Origin of the sequence: Paenibacillus sp. FSL H7-0690 (assembly GCF_037980415.1) — a bacterium.
GTDB classification, from domain to species: domain Bacteria; phylum Bacillota; class Bacilli; order Paenibacillales; family Paenibacillaceae; genus Paenibacillus_AQ; species Paenibacillus_AQ odorifer.
On sequence record NZ_CP150281.1, the window covers coordinates 1,071,599 to 1,093,858 of the forward strand.

18 protein-coding genes are annotated in these 22,260 nt (G+C 46.1%); 12 read left to right on the forward strand and 6 right to left on the reverse strand.

Annotation, left to right across the window (positions count from 1 at the left end; translation table 11 throughout):
- Positions 1-69: 69 nt before the first annotated feature.
- Positions 70-1,485: a HAMP domain-containing sensor histidine kinase gene (locus MHI32_RS04740; RefSeq protein WP_076129601.1), complete on the reverse strand. Its 1,416-nt coding sequence runs from the start codon at positions 1,483-1,485 to the stop codon at positions 70-72.
- Entirely contained in the window at positions 1,473-2,156 is a 684-nt protein-coding gene (locus MHI32_RS04745) for a response regulator transcription factor (protein WP_340011973.1), read from the reverse strand. Before MHI32_RS04745 ends, MHI32_RS04740 begins: the two co-directional genes overlap by 13 nt.
- Positions 2,157-2,303: 147 nt before the next feature.
- Between MHI32_RS04745 and MHI32_RS04750 the strand changes: the two genes are divergently transcribed.
- From MHI32_RS04750 to MHI32_RS04770, 5 genes are all read left to right on the forward strand, one after another.
- Positions 2,304-3,017, forward strand: coding sequence for a YceI family protein (locus MHI32_RS04750; protein ID WP_076129600.1), 714 nt, complete (start codon positions 2,304-2,306; stop codon positions 3,015-3,017).
- A gap of 167 nt (positions 3,018-3,184) precedes the next feature.
- Positions 3,185-3,580 (forward strand): 8-oxo-dGTP diphosphatase MutT, encoded by a 396-nt coding sequence (gene mutT, locus MHI32_RS04755; protein ID WP_076185009.1) that lies wholly within the window; start codon positions 3,185-3,187, stop codon positions 3,578-3,580.
- A gap of 40 nt (positions 3,581-3,620) precedes the next feature.
- A complete protein-coding gene (locus MHI32_RS04760; RefSeq protein WP_076129598.1) occupies positions 3,621-3,947 on the forward strand; it encodes a nucleoside triphosphate pyrophosphohydrolase in 327 nt (108 codons plus the stop codon).
- 37 nt (positions 3,948-3,984) lie between these two features.
- Positions 3,985-4,335 carry a DUF1648 domain-containing protein gene (locus tag MHI32_RS04765; protein WP_081391932.1) on the forward strand — a complete coding sequence of 117 codons (351 nt, stop codon included), beginning with the start codon at positions 3,985-3,987 and terminating at the stop codon, positions 4,333-4,335.
- 50 nt (positions 4,336-4,385) lie between these two features.
- Positions 4,386-5,378, forward strand: a complete 993-nt coding sequence (locus tag MHI32_RS04770; RefSeq protein WP_076308991.1) for a Gfo/Idh/MocA family oxidoreductase — start codon at positions 4,386-4,388, stop codon at positions 5,376-5,378.
- An 80-nt stretch (positions 5,379-5,458) separates the two neighbouring features.
- Here the strand turns inward: MHI32_RS04770 and wrbA are convergent, their stop codons facing one another.
- On the reverse strand, positions 5,459-6,094 hold the full coding sequence (wrbA, locus tag MHI32_RS04775; protein ID WP_340011974.1) for an NAD(P)H:quinone oxidoreductase type IV: 636 nt from the start codon (positions 6,092-6,094) through the stop codon (positions 5,459-5,461).
- Between the two features lie 156 nt (positions 6,095-6,250).
- Here wrbA and MHI32_RS04780 point away from each other — a divergent pair, with 156 nt between their 5' ends.
- The 4 genes from MHI32_RS04780 to MHI32_RS04795 all read left to right on the forward strand — a co-directional run bounded on the left by MHI32_RS04780 (position 6,251) and on the right by MHI32_RS04795 (position 10,567).
- Positions 6,251-6,823 carry an effector binding domain-containing protein gene (locus MHI32_RS04780; protein ID WP_312149557.1) on the forward strand — a complete coding sequence of 191 codons (573 nt, stop codon included), beginning with the start codon at positions 6,251-6,253 and terminating at the stop codon, positions 6,821-6,823.
- A gap of 484 nt (positions 6,824-7,307) precedes the next feature.
- Positions 7,308-7,487 carry a hypothetical protein gene (locus MHI32_RS04785; protein WP_340011975.1) on the forward strand — a complete coding sequence of 60 codons (180 nt, stop codon included), beginning with the start codon at positions 7,308-7,310 and terminating at the stop codon, positions 7,485-7,487.
- Positions 7,488-8,058: 571 nt separating this feature from the next.
- Entirely contained in the window at positions 8,059-8,613 is a 555-nt protein-coding gene (locus tag MHI32_RS04790) for a pyridoxamine 5'-phosphate oxidase family protein (protein ID WP_076308981.1), read from the forward strand.
- A 553-nt stretch (positions 8,614-9,166) separates the two neighbouring features.
- Positions 9,167-10,567 (forward strand): ADP-ribosylglycohydrolase family protein, encoded by a 1,401-nt coding sequence (locus tag MHI32_RS04795; protein ID WP_076129593.1) that lies wholly within the window; start codon positions 9,167-9,169, stop codon positions 10,565-10,567.
- Positions 10,568-11,161: 594 nt separating this feature from the next.
- Here the strand turns inward: MHI32_RS04795 and MHI32_RS04800 are convergent.
- The 3 genes from MHI32_RS04800 to MHI32_RS04810 all read right to left on the reverse strand — a co-directional run bounded on the left by MHI32_RS04800 (position 11,162) and on the right by MHI32_RS04810 (position 14,153).
- Positions 11,162-12,934 (reverse strand): hypothetical protein, encoded by a 1,773-nt coding sequence (locus MHI32_RS04800; protein WP_340011976.1) that lies wholly within the window; start codon positions 12,932-12,934, stop codon positions 11,162-11,164.
- 147 nt (positions 12,935-13,081) lie between these two features.
- On the reverse strand, positions 13,082-14,008 hold the full coding sequence (locus MHI32_RS04805) for a hypothetical protein (protein WP_076194438.1): 927 nt from the start codon (positions 14,006-14,008) through the stop codon (positions 13,082-13,084).
- Complete coding sequence (locus MHI32_RS04810; RefSeq protein WP_155986556.1) at positions 14,001-14,153, reverse strand: hypothetical protein; 153 nt, start codon at positions 14,151-14,153, stop codon at positions 14,001-14,003. The genes MHI32_RS04805 and MHI32_RS04810 overlap by 8 nt, the downstream gene beginning before the upstream one ends.
- A 205-nt stretch (positions 14,154-14,358) precedes the next feature.
- Between MHI32_RS04810 and MHI32_RS04815 the strand changes: the two genes are divergently transcribed.
- The 3 genes from MHI32_RS04815 to MHI32_RS04825 all read left to right on the forward strand — a co-directional run bounded on the left by MHI32_RS04815 (position 14,359) and on the right by MHI32_RS04825 (position 22,061).
- On the forward strand, positions 14,359-16,176 hold the full coding sequence (locus MHI32_RS04815) for a vWA domain-containing protein (RefSeq protein ID WP_340011977.1): 1,818 nt from the start codon (positions 14,359-14,361) through the stop codon (positions 16,174-16,176).
- A gap of 88 nt (positions 16,177-16,264) precedes the next feature.
- Positions 16,265-19,654 (forward strand): tubulin-like doman-containing protein, encoded by a 3,390-nt coding sequence (locus MHI32_RS04820; protein WP_076129589.1) that lies wholly within the window; start codon positions 16,265-16,267, stop codon positions 19,652-19,654.
- 4 nt (positions 19,655-19,658) lie between these two features.
- Positions 19,659-22,061 carry a transcription initiation factor TFIID gene (locus tag MHI32_RS04825; RefSeq protein ID WP_340011978.1) on the forward strand — a complete coding sequence of 801 codons (2,403 nt, stop codon included), beginning with the start codon at positions 19,659-19,661 and terminating at the stop codon, positions 22,059-22,061.
- Positions 22,062-22,260: the final 199 nt, after the last annotated feature.

Below are 22,260 nucleotides of genomic sequence, written 5' to 3' on the forward strand. Positions count from 1 at the left end.
ATACAGCCTCCGGTTTTCGGTGTGATTGTGCACATGATTATACCATGTCGATGGATCGTAGACTATTTTTTAATCATCAAGCGGCAGAGACAGCACGAAGGTGCAGCCTTTGTCTGAGTGCTCCTCAAGCACGAGGCTTCCGTTCATAGATTCGGCCAACAGACGGCTGAAGGTTAGGCCGAGTCCTAGACCACGCAGTGTGCTCTGCTTATCGCTGCCCCGGAAGAAGGCTTCGAAGACATGCTCACTATGATTGGATGAGATGCCAAGCCCATTATCTTGAACACGGATTTCGGCAAAGCCATGACCTTGCTGCTCCAGCAGGTCTATCGTAAGCTGCACCTTTCGATCCGGAGCTTTGGCTTGTACGCTGTTATTAAGTAGATTGACGATAATCTGCTGGATACGAAGGGAGTCCCCACGCAAAAATAAGGGATTGATCGGCATATGGAGCACGGGTTCAGCAACATCTTCCGCCTGTGTCAGTTTCCATTGATATACGATTTCTGATAGTAGTGGTACGGCATCGAGTCGGTCGTGACGAACGGAAACCATTCCTGCAGTCAGGGCATTGTAATCCAGAAGGTCGGCTACCATTCGCTGCAACCGCCCAGCCTCCAGCAGGGCAATATCCAGAAATTCCACAGCTTCATCACCTTCAACGACCCCTTCGCGGACGGCATGCACCAGGCCTTTAATAGAGGTTACGGGTGTTTTCAACTCATGGGAGACTCCGGCCAGCATTACGGCTCGAGACTGCTCAAATTGCTGTAACTTGCCTGCCATCTCTTCAAAAGACATCATCAGCTCATGAATTTCCCGCTCTTTAGCATCCTTATCTAGAACGATATCATAACGGCCATGGCTGATTTGAGCCGCTGCCTCGACTACCTTCTGAATGGGTTTTGCCAGTTTACGAGATAAGAGGTAAATGGTTAGCCAACTTAAGATGATTAGAAACAGCAGCAGTATGGAGAAAAATATGATCTCCTCCTGTGGAATATGCCGCAGTGATTTTTTGGATTGCAGGACAATAACCTGTCCCAGTGTTTTGTCATCCGAATTTATGGGAGCCACAGCAGCTTTGAACTCCGGACTGCGGGAGTCGTTCAAGCTATCATTTAGCTTATATCTCATTTCCTTGTCAGTTAGAGGTGGCAGGGAGAATAGCATTTGACCTTGTTGATCAGTAATGATCACGCACATCTCTATGGTTAACTTGAAAAACCGCTTCCGGTCTTCGATCAGTTTTTCGAGATTTTGGCTGATTTCAATGGAGCCTTCCATATTTAAGCTGCGATCTGCAATCTCCTGTGCCAAAAGCCCCGCAGTCTGCAGACGATTGCTCATAGCCTCCTGACGGATCCACCATAATGTAGCTAAAGCTGTGAGGAGCAGGCCTACACTAATAATGAGCAAATAACGTATCGTCCAGTAAGAAAGGATAGAGGTACGTTTGGCGTTGTTTCTCTTTAAGTTGTCCATAATTGATATCCCGTCCCCCTTAGGGTACGGATTTCCCCCTCACTAGTTGGCCAGTGCGACAACGCTTTGCGTAGTCTTTTGATCGACAAATCTACCGCCCGGTCGCTTCCTTCATAATCCATTTCCCATACAAATTCTATTAATTGCTCACGCGTACAAATCTGATTAGGTCTTTCAGCGAGAAATAACAGCACTGACATATCCCGAGGACTAAGACTCAGCTCAGCCCCATTTAAAAAGACAGCACGTGCTGTGAAGTCGATAAACAAACTGCCATAATGCCGTTTACGGCTGCCATCAGACCACTGCGAGGGACGGCGTAAGACAGCGTTCACGCGTGCTACCACCTCCTCGGGAATAAAAGGTTTAGACATATAATCATCCGCACCACCGTCGAGGCCGGCTAGCCGGTCATTGATCCCATCTCTTGCCGTCAGCATGATCACAGGGCAGCTGCTTTTTTCACGGATGAGCTTAAGCAGTTCAAAGCCGTCCATGTTTGGCAGCATGATGTCTAGTAATACTAATGAAGGAGGAGATATAGCAAAAGACTCCAGCGCAGCGCGTCCATCGGCTACACGGGTGACTTGAAAGCCTGCTTTTTTCAGATAAGCACTGAGGACCCTAGAGATGGCTTCTTCATCTTCTACAACAAGAATGGATTTCGTCAAATTGGAGTACCTCCAGTCCATAAAATTTACGACAAGTTTAACACATCATAGCCCGTTCTGCTCTGACTTCTTCCCGACATATTGCTTTGTTAGAATGAGGGACGAGCTTGAAAGCATACAGAAATTATGAATATTGGAGGGAACAGGATGAAGAGAAAAAGAATAGCCTTGATCGCTGCAGGAGTTATTATCGTAGGAGTAGTCACAGGTTATACATTACTGGATAAATCGCTGGGCAATAATGTAGAGATCGAGTCCGTGATTCCAAATCAAGCAACCACAGCAGATGCTGGAGAGACAACAAATAACACTGGAGCATCAGCAGGGGTGGCGGTCACAGCCGAACAATTAAACGGGGATTGGACCCTTGCGGAAACCTCTAAAGTCTATTGGTCAGTGACGACCTCTAAAGAAACAGTAAACTTCGTAGACAACAAAGTTCAGGGTACCTGGAAGGTAAATATAGAGGATTCTACTTCGATGGCCGGGGAAGGGACAGTGGATATGAGCGCTCTGGATTCTGGCAATAGCCAACGGGACGAGCATGTAAAAGGAGAGGATTTTCTATCCGTAACGGAATTTCCACAATCCACGTTTGTAGTGAAGTCATTTTCGGAGCTGCCGGCAGAATGGACTGAAGGAGCAACTGTGCCTGTTGAAATGCAGGGGACGCTTACCGTAAAAGGAGTAGAAAAGGACGTCACCTTTCAGTCGCAAGCGGCGTATAGCGGGGGACAGTTGATGCTGTCGGGAACGACAACAGTGGCCTTTTCTGACTTTGGTCTAAGCAATCCCCACACCGTTGTACTGGATACAGAAAATAATCTTGAGGTTCGTTTGGAGCTTGTGCTGACAAAATAGTAGCTCTTTCGTAAGGATAACGCTGCTGTGAAATTTATAGAGAGACTGTACTGAAGAGATTTTCCCAGGCCGTGTTGGCTTTTGGGAGAGTCTCTTTGGTTTGGAATGAATTGTATGTTTTAATAGTAGTATCTGTCGAATAACTAGCAATAGTGGAGGTGTTCTTTGTGATCAAGGTGGCGGCAGCAATTATACATAATGAAGAAGGGCAGATTCTTATTGCCCGGCGGCGGCAAGGTAAATCGCAGGCAGGTCTGTGGGAATTTCCTGGTGGCAAAATAGAGCAGGATGAGAGCATCGCAGAGTGTCTGCAAAGAGAGCTTCAGGAAGAGATGGGGATCACAATCCTTCCCTATGAGAGCTTTGGCATGAACGAGCATAACTATGGAGAGATAAAGATCCAATTGATTGCTTGGAAAGCGCGGTATCAGGGAGGTGTAATTGATCTGGTGGATCACGACGAACATAGGTGGGTGCTTCCGGCTGAACTGGATCAGTTCATGTTTGCTCCGGCAGATCTTCCTTTTGTAGAACGTCTAGTGATGGAATCAAAGCCGGATTGAAGGGAGATATAATATAATATAGAAGAAAGGAAGAGCTTAAATGCCTGTATATGAAAAGCTAGTGCGTGACGGCATCCCCGATTTGATAGCTTCTCAAGGTAAAGATTTTAACACAAGGATATTAGAGTCCAAAGAATACATAACTGAACTACGCAAAAAATTGCAAGAAGAGTCGAAGGAATATTTACAGGCAGCAAGTGATGAAGAAGCTCTGGAGGAGCTTGCCGATATGCTGGAAGTAATTCAGGCTCTGGCGGAGACACATGGGAGCAATAGCGTGGAGCTGGAGAAGCAACGTGCAGAGAAAGCTAAACGTCGCGGTGGATTTAAGAAGGGGATATATCTGATTGAAGTGGAAGGAGAATAACGGGGAGATTATTTTTCCGCACAAGGAGGGTAAAACGTTGTTCAAAACCAAACTGACGATGATCTTAAGCAGTGTGGTGGCCTTGATTCCTGTAGCTATTTATTTATTCCTTTATTCCAAAATGCCGGATACCGTGCCGATTCATTATGATGGGAACATGGCTGATCGATTTGTAAGTAAAGCTAGTCTGGAGGTTATTTTGCAAAGCGGGCTGGGTTGTTTAGGATTCGTAATCATGAAGCTTTTACAATTCCTTTTGCAAAAAGCGTTTATTCAAAGCTCTAACGAGCACTCAGCGGCCTTGAGCAAGATCTGGAATATTGCTATTTTGGTGGTGACGGTGGTGTTTGCTGGCATCAGTTCCTATACATTCATTAGAATGGTCTGATAGAATTAAAGAGACTTAGCAGAAGGATTAGGAGGAACATGCAAATGAAAATGGACAACGCTTACAAGGTGAGATGGGGAATTATTAGCACAGGCTGGATTGCTCATCAATTTGTTACTGATTTGGCGCATGCCAGTAATGGTGTGGCTTATGCCGTTGGGTCAAGATCTCAGGAAAGTGCCGATGAATTTGCTAAAAATCATGGGATTCCGCATGCCTATGCAACCTATGAGGAATTGCTGAATGACCCGAATGTAGACGCGGTATATATTGGAACGCCGCATCCTTTTCACAAAGAAAATGCTTTAATGGCGCTGCGTGCAGGCAAAGCTGTCCTGTGTGAGAAACCTTTTACCGTAAACAGCGGTGAATTGGAAGAAGTTGTGGCCTATGCTAGAGCACATAAGCTATTCCTGATGGAGGCAATGTGGAGTCGCTACATCCCGGCGATTGTGAAGGTTAGAGAATGGATTGCTGAGGGTAGAATCGGTGATGTTCGTTTGGTGAAGGCAGACCTAGGGTTTCGTACCGACTGGAACCCGGAAGGCAGATTGCTGAATCCGAAGCTGGGCGGGGGGGCGCTGCTGGATGTGGGGATTTATCCGGTTTCTTTTGCCTCCATGGTGTTTGGACCTCATCCTGAGTCTATTTCCAGCACAGTGCACATAGGTGAGACTGGAGTGGACGAGCATTTCTCGATGCTGTTGTCATATGGTAACGGGAAAACCGCTTCGTTGAACGGTGGTATTCGTCTTAACATGTTGGAGGAAGCGCATGTGTTTGGCACAGAAGGCCGTATTATTGTAGAGGGTACATTAGTGAACCCGAAATCGGCTGCGCTTTATATAGGAGATGAGAAGATAGAGAGCTTTGCAGATGACCGAGCTTCTATTGGATATTGTTTTGAAGCGGAGGAAGTAGGACGTTGTCTTCAGGCAGGGCTTACAGAGAGTCCGGTGATGACATTGGATGAATCGTTAGCGATTCTGAAACTGCTGGATCAAGTGCGTGCACAGTGGGGGCTTAAATACCCTGGAGAGTAATTAAAATATAAATTAAACACCCCTCGGCGCAGTGCTACACAAGTAGCTCCGAGGGGTGTTGTTATATTAACTAAGCTGCGCTAGTTCTGATTATTGGCGTTTTTGCCTGCCTGGACCCAGACGGCCACTTCAACGGTACGCTTCGCTTGATGAAAAACAGCGTCACGGATCCGATCCTGATCTTCGATCATTTTACCGTCTCCATCTACACTGACACTTGTTCCGTAAGGGTTGCCTCCCGCACCAAATGTGACTGGATCGGTATAACCGGGTGCTGCAACAATGGCTCCCCAGTGATACATCGACGTATAGAGTGCCAAAATCGTAGCTTCTTGTCCACCATGCGGGTTCTGTGCTGAGCTCATGGCGCTGACGACTTTGTTTACTGTTAGTCCTTTGCCCCAAATGCCACCGGTTGTATCAATGAACTGCTTCATCTGGGAAGCAATGTTACCGTAACGGGTTGGGGAACTGAAAATAATCGCATCCGCTTCGACTATATCGTCGGGTGTGGCAACTGGGATATCTTTTGTTTTCTCAGCTAGGGCTTTCATGGCTGGATTTGCTTGAATTTTGTCCTCGGGGACGAGTTCCTGCACCTTCAGCAGTTTTACCTCAGCTCCTGCTTTTTCTGCGCTTTCCGCGGCCCATTGTGCTAGCTGGTAGTTAGTTCCTGTGGCACTGTAGTAGATGACAGCTAATTTGATTTTTGGCATGCTGTAGTCATTCCCTTCGAGTGTAGTTCCATACTATTAATTACCCTAATGGTGTCTTTATAACCCAGAATGAAATCAATCTATTCGAACTGGACAGACAGATGTCCACTTTGCCTGTGTATACTAAGTTCAATCACAGGAAATGAGGGAGAATGGATGAATACTTATTTTGTAGAGAAAGCAAAAATGACCTTGGCGGGGGTTAGCATACGCACAACTAATGAAGCAGAAATGGGACCTGATGGAGGTTTGTCGCAGCTGTGGGAAACTTATTTTCAGAGTAATGTTGCGGGGCAGATAGCTACGGTAAATCCTGAGTATATCTATGCTTTGTATACGGATTATGAGAGTGATGCGAGCGGAGCGTATACCGTTGTGATCGGGCATGAAGTAGCTGAGGAGAGACATTTAGAGGGAAGTCAGCTAGAGGAAGGCGAGCTAGAGGAAAACGAGCTAGTGGAAAGCGAGCTAGAGGAAAGCAAGCTAGAGGAAAGTCAACTAGTGGAAAACCAGTTCACCTATGCGGCTGTACCGGAGAGCAAATACATGGTTTTTACGACGAAAAAAGGTCCGGTATTTGAAGTAGTCGCGCAAGCGTGGGGGGAGATTTGGGCGTACTTTAAGGAGTCTGGGGAGGTAAGAACTTACACGGGGGATTTTGAGATTTATGATTCACGGAATTTTGACCCTGCTGACACGCAGGTTGAGATTTATATTGCGATTGAATAGATAGGGGAAAAATGGCTTTAAGTGCTTAGTGGGTTAAGTGCTTAAGAGGGAGATTTTTTAGGGAAAAGTGTTATAGGAAAGTGTTTAAAGGGAAGTATTTTATAGGGAAAAAGGGATTTAAGGGAGTTGCTTCTGATAGTAGTATCAAGCAGCTTGCGAGAGAAAGGGGGGCTGCCGAGAGGTAGTCCCTATTTTTGCTGACGGCCAGGTACCGGGGAGAAGGGTTACTTGACGGTGGAAGAGAATATGACAACTTAAAAGAAAAATACATTTGAAAAGAATATATACATCAGTAAAAAATAATGAATAACGACTCTTCTCTCAACTGGGGATGTGTTGTTAATAATCCTTGCTGAGGCTTGCATTTAGGCACGGGGGGAGACATAAGAAAAGCCCTAGAGTATATATACTTAACTAATATGTCTGCGGAAAAATATACGGTAAAAATCCCGTAGATTTGCTGGATTGGGCTCAAGTGGCGGGGATGTACGGTAAAAATCCCGTAGATTTGCTGGATTGGGCAGAAGTGGCGAGAATGAACGGTAAAAATCCCGTAGATTTGTTAGATTGGGCTCAAGTGGCGCGAATGAACGGTAAAAATACTCTACATCAGCTGCATAGCGTCGAATTAGTCAGAAATAGGAGCAAAAATGCTCTACATTAGCCGCCCCGAGCCAAAGTAGCAAGAAAGAGAGGCAAAAGTGCTCTACATTAGCCGCCCCAAGCCAAAGTAGCAAGAAAAAGAGGCAAAAATGCCTTACATTAGCCGCACCAAGCCAAAGTAGTAAGAAAGAGAGACAAAAATGCCCTACATTAGGCGCCCCGAGCCAAAGTAGCAGGAAAGAGAGTCAAAAATGCCCTACATTAGCGGCAAACGCCGCTTGGACCTAGTCAAAGTTAGTTTGATGGAGGAGCTAGTGGAACTGTTATTGTTAGTGGAGTTAATGCGCTTAAGGAACTGATTCAGTTGGTGAAACTAACGGAGTTGATAGAGCTAATGTAACTGTAGAAGTTAATGTAGTCGGCAAAGCTAGTTAGTTAAGCAAATGTGGTTGATGGAACTGAGGTGATTAGTGAAGCTGCTGTAGTTCATGTAGTTCATGTAGTTCATGTAGTTCATGTAGTTCATGTAGTTCATGTAGTTCATGGAACTCATTGAGTCGGCGGATCCGATAGAGTTGAGTAGAGATGACCAATTAGCCAACACACAAATATACAGAAATGGAGAATGCCAAATGGGAAAACAATTCACCGCTATACTACCTGTACATGAAGCGTTTATTCTTCGGCAGCACCTATTTTTCGTAGGGTCAGCGCCGCTTTCAGAAGATGGGCATGTTAACCTTTCGCCGAAAGGACATGATTGTTTTCGGATATTGTCTCCTAATCAGGTGGCCTATCTAGACATGACTGGCAGCGGTAATGAGACGAGCGCGCATCTGCTGGAAAATGGAAGAGTGACGGTTATGTTTTGTGCGTTTGAGGGGCCGCCTAATATTTTAAGACTGTATGGAACAGGGGCTGTGATTTTGCCTGAATCAGGAGAATGGGAAACACTGTCCCCTTTGTTTACATCTCTGCCTGGAGCTAGACAGATCATTTTGATAGATGTTCATAAAGTACAGACTTCCTGCGGATTTTCAGTCCCATTCATGAGTTATGCGGGTGAGCGGGATACGTTGCAGCGTTGGTCTATCCAAAAGGGCGAGGCAGGCCTGAAAGAATATAGACAAGAGAAAAACACTAAGAGTATAGACGGGCTACCCACACCTCTTGGACAAAAAAACTGACCAGAGAGGGAGAGGATTTCCCATACTTATGGTCAGTAGAAGGAAGGCACAAACCATAGGGTTGCTTACTTAAGTCATTAAAAGTTGTCTACTTCGAATAGGGATGTACATCCAAGTCGTTCAAAGTTGTCTGCTTCGTATATGTACACCCAAGTCGCTATAGTTGCTTGACTACCATTATAAATGTTCACTAGGTGGATACAGTGTATGCTATAAACCATTACATTCGATCTCATTAGGCAAAGTATTAAGCTAATTGAACGCGACAAGTAATTCCTTAATCCGTAATCCTGTAATCCCGTAATCAAAAAAATGAAGGACATAAGGGTGACGATTCATTTGGCATCCCATTGGAGGGTTTTTTAGAGTGTCTTTCCCTATTTAATAGTCTATTAAACTTATTGCTTTTACTGTTATTTCTATCATCGCATGCTCGTTTATTTAAACTTATAATGAAGGCGATGGGATGGGCTGCTTTTCCATCTATCATCGTTTACATTCTCATGTAGAAGTTATTTTACGTAGATTAATAAACGGACAAAGGAGATACAGCATGCTGCCATCACTCACATTTCTTAATCGTCAATTAGAGGGAATTTTACGCAATAAATTTGCACAGGGGCATCAAACATCGGGTTATTTAGCCAAGCTGGAACAGCTTCCCGCAAGCTATGATGCCTATCTGGAATTCGCTCATAGCTTGGTTGCCATCCCAATGAGGGAAGATTGGCCTTACTATGAACCAAACGATTTACAAGAGATATGGCAGGAATGCGATCCGGCACGACCTTTAGGCCAGGTCGGCATCTTGAATCTTAAGGATAGCTCCAAGCGTGTGGAGGCGGGATTCCTCGCTTCAGTCTGTGGTTCAATGCTAGGCAAACCGATTGAGGTAAACCCCAGCTTGTCGGAATTGCGTAAAGCTTTAACTTCTGTAGGGGAATGGCCACTGAATGATTACATTTCTGATGAAGTTCTCCATGCTTTGGATCGTCGACATTGGTCTTGGTTTGAGACGACGCGGGGGCGAATTCGTTATGTGGCACCTGATGATGATATCAATTACACATTAATGGGAATGATGGCGTTAGAACAATTTGGCGATGGTTTTACGAAAAGAAATTTAAGAGATTTATGGATAAATCATCTTCCGATAAGTACTACTTGGGGGCCGGAGAGGACCATCTTGCTTCGATCGGGGATTAGCTATCTGGAGCATGATAGAGAACTATTCAATCATTCTGAAATAGAGGCTTGGCCCGACTTCATGGTGCAAGATACAGAACTATGCGGAGCAGCGATTCGCGCAGATGCTTACGGTTATGCCTGCCCCGGTCAACCCGCTCTTGCCGCTGAGCTAGCTTGGCGTGATGCAAGTTTTACACATCGCCGGACGGGGATCTACGCCACGATGTTCATCGCCGCTGCGATTGCAGTTGCGCAAGTGCTGCGCGATCCTATTAAAATAATAAGTACTGCACTGCAATTCGTACCTAGAAGGAGCCGATTCTATGAGATTACTCAGGATTGCCTGCAGAGGGTAGCGAATGCAGATAACTGGCTGGAAGCTTATCAGAGCATTAACCATAAGTATGCAAATTATAGTCACTGTCAGGTTTATCAGGAAATAGGTACCTTAATTAATACATTTCGATTTGCAGACAATGTCGGTGACGGGATATGCAAGCAGGTGATGCAAGGCAACGATACGGATAGTTTTGGAGCAACAGCAGGCTCTCTGCTCGGGGTTTATTTCGGTTCTGACAGCCTGGAAACAAGATGGCTTGAGCCTTTCCAAGACCGGATTCATACGGGATTATCTAATTTTCATGAGCAAAAGCTATCCCGTTTGGCTGAGCGGATGGGGCGTTTGCCAGAGCTGTTGCATACTCACCAACATCGAATTGAACCCAGCGAGCTCTATGTAAACGAGAACACCGATTTAAACCTTTGAATTTGATTTCATCAAAAAAATGGTTAAGATATCTGTTACTACGGTTCACAATTTTATTTCCTTGGAGTGTTTGTGGGACCTATATAGAAGTGCTTTAGAAATTAAAAGTGCCAATTGAGTAGCTGAGTAAAAGTCACCGTGCTTAATGCAATACGACATTATCCCGTAACAGGTTACTTTTTGATTTTTTTCATCTATCCATAGACTGCTAGACAAAAAGACACCAACCCCCGGTTAGTGTCTTTTTGTCTAGCAACAGGTACTGCTAACAATGGCAAATTTGCTTGAAGATGTTACATCAAACGTAGATCACATAAGGGATGATGCGTAACCAATGGTGTGAAAGCGTCTAGAGCAGATTACTTGAAAGTTCAATGGATTGTTAAAAACATCTACAATAGGTAAATTAACGAGACTTAGACTACAGGATAATTACGAATGATTAACGAGCTATGTGATCTTCATGGCATTACGTACCTATTAACCATCGAAGCGCTGTCCAACGCTAGTGCTATAAGTGGTGGAGCTTACAGGATCGTCGAGCCGACACAAAGACAAGGTTATCCCGTATGCCGTATCCTGTATCCCAAATCCCTACCGCCCAAAGCTCATGCTACCTACGGATTCCACTATAAACACAGGCACATATTGCTCGCCCATGTCTGTTCCAACGAGCTCATATCCATTCTGATATTGGCCACTAACTAACGCGTTACCTGTAACGGAACCCACTTCTCCTTGGAGCAAAATATAAATCCCATCCGAGTAAGCAAGACTATTGCCGAAGTTATCTACGATGATCTCACAATGAAAAGAGACCTTTTCAAAAGGATGAGTGGTCAGATCCGCAGCTGAGATTACAGCATACTCCTGAACAATCTCCGCGAATTGATAGCTGCCGTCTACTTTACGGTAAAGTGCCGTTTGCCCGTCAACACCGTCTCCAAGATCCGCATTAGGCACGAGAATAGAGTCATCGGACTGCAGTTCATAACTATCACCAGCTAAAGAAAATAACTGCGAAATACCATTCGATTTCATCTCATATGCTGTGAAAAGGGTGCGTCCACCTTCAACCTCAGATTGGGCTAAAACTACAGGTACACCTGAAGAGGTTGCCAACTGTTCATTAAAAGTAAGACTGCGCAGACTCTCGAAGCGTGGCAAGCTGTTTCCGGATAATGTGACCACATTGTCGTCGTTATTCATCGCGGCATAATAGAGCACGCCACTATTATCCGTCCCGGCAACGATCACTTTTGTGCCCAATAGTCCTTTGCGGGAGATGGCGTTGTTGTATTTGTCTTGCTCTTCACCGCCAGGAAGGAGGCGAACAGGCTCTGCGATATTCCAAGCCAGCCTAGTAGCGGCAATGTTTGTCGAAGTATCTTCTAGCGGGGCAAGATCTCCGTATAATTGTATCGCTTCAGCATATTGACCTTTAGTAGTCAGACGGTTGGCATTTTTTAGTAGCTTAGCCTTACTAGTATCGATCAAAGTCAGCACCTTGGATGAAGTGATGCCTGCCGATCCTGCAAAATTACGATAAGCTACAGCATGCCCAGCAAAAGCTGTGATATTGTCACCTTCAAGATCCTTGTTCAGGATGATCTTCCCGCTGCTTTCTGCTTGTTGAAGTACCCAAGGAGCTTCGTAATTATGCTGGCTATAAGCACTCATCAGGGACAGGGTGCTTTCCAGCATGCCGGTAAAGTTTCCTGCTCCTGCTAAGGATTTTAATATAGCTGTGTCATGGCTTTTAAACTTTGAGGCTAGTAAATCCTCTTTGGAAGCTGCACTTCCATAATAAGCATCAGGAATCTGCAAAAGATTCCATTTGAAGTTCTCTTCATTACTCACCCCTCCGCTCTGGTTCTGGGCAAGCTCGGCAAGGAACAGCTCCTTAAACTGACGGAAATAAGAGGTGAACTGGTCTGAAATGCCTGAGGCCGACGATAACTGGCGATAATAGGATTCATAGGGACCGCCTGGCTTCATATATGTAGCTTTTAAACTGAGCAGAGCTTGATAGCTTTTCATAAATCCGGCAAAATCCTTAGTCGCTGCTTCCTCCTTAGTAGAGGCTACCAAATCATTCAGAACTTTGCGGATGTCTGTGATTGGAGCTAATTCATCCAGACGTTTTGCGACTCTTTCTTCCTGGTAATCAATGGAATAGTTGGCCGCTGCTTGACGGTACTGATCCTCTGCATTAATCAGATCCCCGGCAGCGTAGAGACGGTCGGCTTCTTTGGTGATTTGTATTTTATCTGCGATGAGAAAAACCTTCTGTCCAAGCAGCACAAGCATGCATATACACAAAATGATCATAAAGTTTCGCAGGGTTATTAATTGTTTGAACGTCATATAGAGTAGCCTCTTTTTTCAAAATATAAGAAAGCCTAAGAAAGTATAAGTTTTACGGTATACATCATCCTTATATTTCTTTGAGAAACGCTTGGTTGTCATCAATAAGGATGTTTGCTTTATATTGGTTCATCTTAGCTTTCAGGTCTATTGGACCTCCGGGTCCCAGCGATATTTGGCTTCACGAATGTCAGCTACCCTGAGGTCTAAGCCGTTCCAAGGTTCATGGGGATTCGCAGCAATGAGTTTGGACAACCGCAAGAAACGGTCCTTGGGCAGATCTTGCACGTATCGGCCAATCATATTGGAGTAGAGCAGGGCATAACGCTTCATTCTTACCGCCGCTCCTGCAACGCTCGTAAGGATGGTTAAGCCGTTAGCCATCTGGCGAATCTCCACTTCATAGTTCTTCACGTAGCGTAGTGTACGATCCTTAATGAGATCGGGACGGACTTTAGCGATCTCGCCGATATATTCGGCTAGCAGTGGTTCGAAGTCTTTTAGAAGAAGCTGCTCCAGTTCTAGATCCATATCCTTGCGGAGTAAAAATCCATGCAGCAAAGCCACTCGCTGCCGCGCGATCCGGTCGCCGCGAAGCAGGATGGAGAGCTCCCGCAGCTTCTCATAGGCAAGAACATCATCCTCACGGAGTACGGAGACAGCTTCCTGACGGTTGACCTCCAGCCCTTCCTTGATGATGCCGATCCCACGACCAAGCAGCTCATTGAGAGAACGAAGATTCTCGTTCTGCCTTACTTTTCGCTGCGTATAGTACAATAGTCCAGCAAGCACAAGACCCCCGGCACCACACAATATCATTTGTTGGATGCTATTTCCAAAATAGACAGAGGCTAGTGTGAGCAGTAAGATGAATAGTAGGCGGGTATGCATCTTCCGTCTGGCTAGTGATGCTGCGTGCTGCTCTACAGCAATAAGTGAGGCTCTGCCACATTTGCTACAGCGGTCTTCGCCAAGAGCGGTATACCGCCCGCATTGGCGACAGATGCGCAGCTTGTCATAAGCGTAACGCGGGGCCTTGAAAGGCCGGAAGGTAACGGGTCTTTTCTTATTCACGGCCTTTATCGCCTCCGTTCAAAGCGGCTAGCAGTCGATCGTTAATATCATCACGTGTCAGTGGTTTGCGCTGATGTGCGGCATAAATGGAAATCTGAATTACGGCAATTAGGAACGTAATCCCAAGAATGACGTATGAAATCATGGAACAATCCTTTCTCATGGACGCTCTGCAGTCCAGATGGCTTTTAGAATGATAATCTTCTATGCATCAATGCACTGGGTCCGGCGGTCCTAAAGTTGAAGTTTACAAGGTTTAATTATATCATAATGGCATGCTATTTACAGATTTTAGCGATAGTGCTGAACCTGTCATATGTGCCTAATATAACACAAGAGGAGCCCTATTTATGCTTCGTAAATATCAAAGTATTAGAACAACCAAGACTCTCTTTCTACGTATCTTTCCGGCATTGCTCCTGGCTCTTTGTCTAGCTGCCTCGCCTTTTGCAGCTGTTAAGGCCTATGCGGCAACGTCGGCGCAATCTCACATTGACGCTGTGCTTCTTATTGATGTCAGCAACTCCATGAAGACTAGTGACAAGAACAAAATCGCCAACGAAGCGATGAAAATGTTCATAGATATGTTATCCACCCAAGGTGATAAAGTAGGTATTGTTGCCTATACCGACAAGGTGCAACGGGAAAAGGCCCTGCTGCAAATTAGCTCGGAGAGCGATAAGCAGGATTTGAAGGATTTTATTGATGGTTTGGACCGAGGAGCTTACACCGATATCGCTATTGGCGTAGAGGAAGCTGTAAAGGTTCTGCAGAATGGAAGTGACCCTTCCCATGAGCCTATCATTGTAATGCTCGCTGACGGCAATAACGATTTCAACAAAGCGACAGGCCGGACGCAAAGTGAATCAGATAAAGAGCTGAAGGCGGCCGTAGAGGTTGCCAAAAAGAATGGCTATCCCATCTATACCATTGGACTTAATGCAGATGGCAAGCTGAATAAACAAAGCCTCGCCGACCTGTCCAACGAGACGGGTGGTAAAGCATTTTCGACGGACTCAGCAGACGATCTGCCGCAAATCCTGAGTGAGATTTTTGCCAGCCATTTGAAGCTGAAGGTAGTGCCTGTGCAGTCGATTACTGCAAATGGCGATTATCAGGACGTGACCGTCAACGTGCCTAACGGCAGTGTTTTGGAAGCCAATATCTCAATTATGTCTTCACAGCCTGTGACAGCGAAATTAACGGACCCGTCAGGGAAAGAAGTTGCGATCCCCTCAAACAATGTCCTGCTGTCCAAGTCTTCTACTTATAGCTTGATTAAGCTACTGTCACCGGAGGAAGGAGATTGGAAACTTCAGGTTAAAGGTGTGCCAAAGGATAAGTTTGATATTAATCTAGTCTTTAACTATGACCTGGAGCTTAAGATCGATGCGCTGCCATCAGCAACCTATAAAAAGGGTGATAAAATCGACATCACCTCGCATCTGTTCAGCAACGGTACTCAGGTAACACTCAGTAATTTGTATCAAGATATGAAGGCGGTACTGCTTGCTACAGATATTGATACAGGTGATGTGCAAGAAATCGAACTGGATAACTCCGGAGCTGTCTTCAAGGGTACCTTTGAGGTAAAAGAAAGCCATAACTACGAGTTGAAGGTACGGGCAGAGGAAAGCAGCTTTTATCGGGAAAGTGCACCTGTCCAGATCAGCGCGAAGACAGGCGGAGCAGCAACAACAGCACCTTCTACAGGGACTGGCAACGAAGAACCCCTGAAGGAAGCCTCATCCAATACCCTGTATTACATTATAGGGGGCATTCTTTTAGTGCTGGCAGCGGGTGCAGCATGGTATGTGCTGAATAAGAAATCGGCACGTGGTTTTGTTGGACAGCTGGTAGTAGAGGTTAAAGACAGCAATACGGGTGAGAAGACCTACCCACAATATAAGAAGCTTGCAGGCTTCAAGGGCAAGTTCACCCTTCATCAGCTGCTGCAATTGGCGCCTGAACTGAAGGAGAGCGAAACTGTTATTTTCACACCGGCTAAGAATGACAGATTGCTGTTACGCAGCGGAGAAGGTGTTACTGTGGAGAGATCCGGACGTGCTGCGGATGCTTCGCGTGGTCTTGAACTGAAGAGTGGGGACCGCGTTTCAGTATCTCTACAGACGGTAGATAAGACGATTTATCTGGAATATTTAGTATAGTAGGCAATGGCAATATATGCCGCAGAAACAGTTTTGCTGCAAGATATCTGAAGTACAGCTTCCGCAAAACTTTTAGGAGGATAAGCATATGAAACCAGTAGTAAGAGAGCATATACAGCAATTGGATGTATCACTAGGCGGCGGGATTGTCAGCGATAAGATCAGGGTGGATACGATTGATAATCCGATCCTGATCATTGGACTAGGCGGCACGGGCATTGATGCTCTGCTGCGTCTTAAATATCAGATTAACCGCCGCTTTAAGCTGCCGGAGGATCCGATATCCAAGAAGAAACGGGACAAGCCGGATAATGTGGAATTTCTAGCTTTTGAGACGAATGAACAGGATCGTGGAAAAAAATACAAAGGCATTGGGCTGGACCCGCAAAATGAATTTGTACTGTTGGCGAATGCCGAAATCGGCGGATTGTTGCAGAACCGCAGTATCCTCGATTCCTATATTACGGATTGGCTGTCACCTGAGCTGAGTATTACAGATGGTATGAATGGTGCTGCTGGTGTGCGGCAGGCTGGACGTCTGCTTTTGTTCACCAAGATTAATCAGGTTGTAGGCGCGATTGATAAGAAGATCAAGACGTTATCCGTAGGCACTAACAAAAAGCTGATGGTCTTTCTCCTGACAGGTCTGTCGGGCGGTACAGGCAGTGGGGCTTTCTTGGATATTGCCTATATCGTGCGCGGTATTATTGAACGTGACTATGGATCAGCTGGTATTGACCGTGTGAACACACTGGGGTACCTCTTTACACCTGACGTGAATTTGTCTAATAAAAGTCTAAGCGAGCACACGCGTGAATATATTCGCAAGAACGGTTATGCAGCGCTAAAAGAGCTGGATTACTGGATGAATGTGGACAGTCGTGGTGAGCGATTCCAGCAGCAATACGGTAATATTTTGACGGTAAATTCACCGCTGCCTCCATTTAATCTATGTCATTTGATCTCTGCAACGAATACCGAGGGTAAGCTGCTGGAGAATGCGTACGATTACTGTATGAACGTAACGGCGGAGAACATCACGAACTTTATGGCGAGTGAAGAAAAACAGTCTGGTGAAGAATTCGCCATCCATGACTATATCAGTAATATCCGCACTAACATTGCGCAGATGAACAAGACCTACCCAGCTAACTATGAATACAACATTATCGGTGCCTCGTCCGCTGTGCTTCCGATTGAGGAAATGACGACTTACCTGGCTTTCCGCTTGTTTGATAAAATGGAAAAAATGTTCCAGCAGGCGCCAGGTCAAGAGGATGTAGAGAAATTCGCACGTAAGCTTGGAATTGATCTCGACAGTATGATCAAGACGTTTGAATCCCGTGTGCCTGAGCCGTTGCCAGGCTACGAGAACAGCGAACGCTTGAGCCATGCCAATGTTGTTAAGAATCAAGTGGTAAGCATGGATACAGAGCTGGAGCAGAACTTCCTGGCTCGTGCCCGTGAAGAATATATCAAATCGAAAAAGCAGCTGCCTGGCGAAATTGTGGGACGTTTCAGTGAAGAGCTGGAGCGCATCTTCCTGCATCCAGAGCAAGGACCGTTCTACGTTTCCCGCTTGCTGTATACCGAGAAGGGCTTCTGTATTTTGAAGCTGATTCAGTCTTATATTGAGGCTTTACGTGAAAGCTTGTTGCGTTTGCCACGTGATATTGAGACGGCGCAGGACAGTGCGGATGAGAAGCTGAGCGATGCCCGCAGTGCTTTTGTCTCCAAAGAGAAGAAGAAAAATGCCTATATTGAGGCTAAAATCAATGAGTATTGGCTGCACGCCGATGTAGAACGCACTGAACAAATGATTCAATTTTACGAGGACTTATATGAGCTATTAAACGATGAGAACAGCCGGATTTACGGTGTGTTTACAGAGATTCTTAGTGCGCTTAGCTCGATTTTTGCCAAGAACGGGGACATCCTTATCAATGGCGAAGAGCAGGCAGACTATAAAGGAAACAAAACTTATTATTGGAACATTGTGAACGTGCCGGATATTTCGGCGACCATCTCCAAGATCATGGATCAGAAGGACGGCGACGACCTGATTCGCGACTTCACCCGTGAAATGCTGAAGCATTCCGGACGTTGGGTCAAAGAGCAGGAGATTGATATCGTTCGCTCAATTTCGGAATTCCTTAGCGATAAGTTTGGGGATCTGATTACCCGTTCGATGGAGGATTTCCTTGTGATGAAATTCGGCCATGAAGAGCCGCTGGATAAATTCGTTGAGCGGATTATTGCCGGTAAATTGGACGAAGAGGCTGTGCCTACCTTCCACCTTAGCAATAGCTCAGGCAGCTTACATTTCCCATCATGGGGTTTCGTTTCCGTGCCTGTTAAAGCGCCGGGTATCCTAAAAGGGATTCGTAATTATCAGAATAATGCGCTTGGCAAATCGCAATTTACGATCAAGGAAAGCCAAGTGAAAAATCGTATTTTCTGGCTTAATACACGTAATGGTGTGCCACTTTTCGTATACACGCCGCTGCGGGTGTTTGAAGAAAACTATGAGCGGACCATTCTCGACAAGGAAGGGATCGGCCGCCATCTCGTGATGACGGATAAGAACAACTGGACGTACCTGCCTTCTCCGATTCCAGAAAAATCATGGGGCGACACTTACGTCAATTCTCGTGTACGTGATTATAACGCTAGAGTGCGTGCAGACTTTGCAAAAGCGCTGGCAAGTGGAGTCATTATTGAAAAAGGTGTAGATGAGAACACAAGTAACAGATATTCTGTTGTGTTCACCAAACCTTTTGATCTGGACGCCATTTTGAACGGTTTCGATATGCAGCTGCAATCTACACGCCCAAATCTCGGTGAAGTGAAGAAGGCGGTTGATGAGCTGAAGAGCCTGCGTGAGAAGGGCTTGGAGCGTGAAGGCCTTAAAGATATCTTTGGCAGCATCAACAAGGACATGGCGCAGGAGAATCTCATTCGTTCACCGCAGCTGATTTCACGTGTTCGTGTGGAGCTGGCTAAATATGCTGAACTGACTGCCAAAGCCGCTGAGCTTGAAGGTGTGCTTCATCAATATCTGGACGAAGATAAGTGGATGGATCAGTTCATTGAAGCTTTGTATACGGACAGCATTATCAAAAAAGGCGCACTCTACGTTTATGACCGTGATGAAGAAGAGGACGCTTGGGAGCCGTTTGCTAATTTGATGAAAGAGCGCAGCTACGTAGAGTATGCCGTGTATCGGCACTTCCGGGAGCTGGATGAGAAGAGCCGCAGCGTACTGCTGCGTAAGGCCGCACGTCGTGCAGGTGAAATGACTGCCGCTGAAGACGTTACCCCGCTGCTCTATAAGCTGGAAGGACTGTATGTATCATTCCTGGAAGCACGCGACAGCTTGGAGTACGAACGGGTAGAGTATGAGAGCGGCGATGAGATGTACGGATTCTACAAGAGCATGACTAGCAAGCTCGGCAGTATCCGCAGAAAGTTGAAATAGGCCTATGATCAAAACACAGGCATTATCTTATGGTGAACAATATGCGGTACAGGAAGAGGCACAGCGCAGCAAAGGGGATGGACGCAGCAGCATCCATTACCCTGCCCTGTTTCTGTTCGTAGGCGACAAGGTTGCTCCGGCCATCGGTCCGGTGCTGGATAGCTGCGAACGAAAATGGGATAACGCCGGCGGTGTTATGGCATTACATGCTGTGTCAGGTGCGGCAAAAGAGGGAACAGACGGAAGTATAAGTGGATCTGTTGCGGGAGGAAAAGACCGGGTGCTGGCCATGGCCTTGCCGGAAACGGCAGGGTCAGATCCACGCACTGTGCGTCATGAACTTTACCGCAAGTTTCATGAGGATACACGTTATCTTGCTGAAATGAATAAAGTTATCCGGCGGCTGAGCAACAGTATAGCGGATTATGGACGTCTATATTCATCTTTTGACGTCATCCATCTCTCTATCATTACGCGGGTTGATGATCCGCTTAATGTATTGCTGCCGGAAATTACACTGCTGGCTCGTGCTGTACTCGGCCAGTCCTTTAAGTCCGTACAGACAGATCTCTACGCTCTGATCAATGAGCGGGAGCAAGGGGATAATTTTGGATATTCCAGCTCAGTAGGGCTGGCTTTTCTGCGTGAATTGGACAGAATGCAAGCTACGGACTATAAGTTTAATGCGCCGTTACTTGTGACGGAAGACGGTCTGTCGATTCCAGTTGCCCATGGTCCTTCCGCATTATTTGACCTTGTGTATCTGCTCTCCGATAAGAATGAGCGCGGTATGATGTCTGCACACGGTATGGATGACAACTACGAGATTATTTCTCATATTAGTCTGCTCAAAAATCGGGTCCGCCCGGCTTCTGATCAGGCTACTGGTCATGGCGGATATAACAATATGACCTTCAAAAGCGGCATCAGGGGCAGCACTGGAAGACAAGGCTACGCCTCTGCTGGCTTTTCCGGGGTAAGAAGACCTAATGTTCAAATTGCTTTGGCGGTGCTGTATCATGCGTTCCGGCGGCTTGTCTCCGATATGCGTGAGGGCAGTTCGTGGACTATACGTGAACGGCAGGCGTTGTTAGGGCTGGACCCTGACAGCTTGCGGGAACACGCGGTACACCTACTTCCGGAGAAAGACGGCCTGAATGAAATGACGGGGTTAATGAGTCACGGACGCCCTACCTATAATGAACTGAAGCAGCTGTCACTTCGTGAAGCTGAACGGCAGTTGTTCGGTGACGGGGGCGAAGCTTATTTCCGCAATAACTTTGTGGCAGAGTCAAACCGGAGAGTAGAGGGAATGAATCCATTACGCCAATGGCGCACTATGCTGGCGGCACAGGAAACATCTACGCCAGCGGTAAGCTTTTATCAGCTTGCGGAGTGGACGGCAGATCGTGATGAAGCCGGAAGTGTGCTCCATCTTTTACGTCAGCATATGGCAGGCCTGCGTTCCGCGATTCTCTCCATGCAGGAGGAGCTTGAGGACCTTTACGCAGAAAGCGTGGAGCGCCAGCCGTTCCAGCGTGTGCCGCTTTTTGATAAAAGAACAGTACGTAACTTCATTCATTATTTATTCTCAGCCGTATATGGCAAAAAATATGAACTATTGGGCCTAGAAAGTGAGCTTGCCCTATGCAGTCGTTTGGAATCTGCACTTGAGCAGCTTCATATGGAAAGTATGGCCCGTGTGAAAGCTATGGAGACTTTGGAGGAAGAATTGCGTATTACTGTTATGGACAGCATTGGGCGAACAAACGAAACAACGGGCCAGAACGTAATGGAATACTACCGCGTAGTCACAGAAGAAGTGATGAAGGATATCGAAACCCGGCGTGGACCTGGAATATTCTTCAGTGAGAAGTACATGGGCAGTATCTCCAAGCTCTTAGAACAAGGGAAAGAAGCTGTGATTGAGCGTTTGATTGATATTTGCCGCCGGGAGCTGCTGACAGCAGAACCTTTCAATTTATCTTTTGAGGAAGAGCTTCTGCGGCGTGCAAATGTTGCGGCAGCCTATGAGAATCGTCAGGTTCTATCGAGGGAAGAGCTGTTCAAGCGCTTGTATCATAATTTAGAAGAGGGCGCGGCCATTAATGTTCGGTTATTCGAATATACGCAAGAGCATCGTCATGAGGAGAAATATTTCTTCGGAGACAGTTCATCAGAGTTTCTACGCTACGCCTTTGGAGTGGATGAGACAACCCGGATTTACCGGTTAGGATTCGTGCATGAGCAGCGGAGGAGCGGAGTGGAGAAGCTAAACCTGATGGGCGGCTTTCATTTAGAAGACCTGCTCTATTATCGCAACGGTAAGGTCTATTATGAGACTTATGCTCAGAATGGCTATCAGCTCCATGGGCTGAGTGAAGATCAGCTTCCTGAGATGCGCTGATGGCGTAATAGATAGGTACCCTCACTTTGAGTCCCTTTATTGCCTTGGTGCAATAGAGTCATCGGATATAACGCTTAATTAGATTTCTGGGATAGGGACATTTCTCCTTATTTCCACTGCACACTATGCAATAGAATAGAAATAGATGTTTCTCCTATTCCATTCTATTGCACAAAGTGCAATCTGGGGGATGATAACA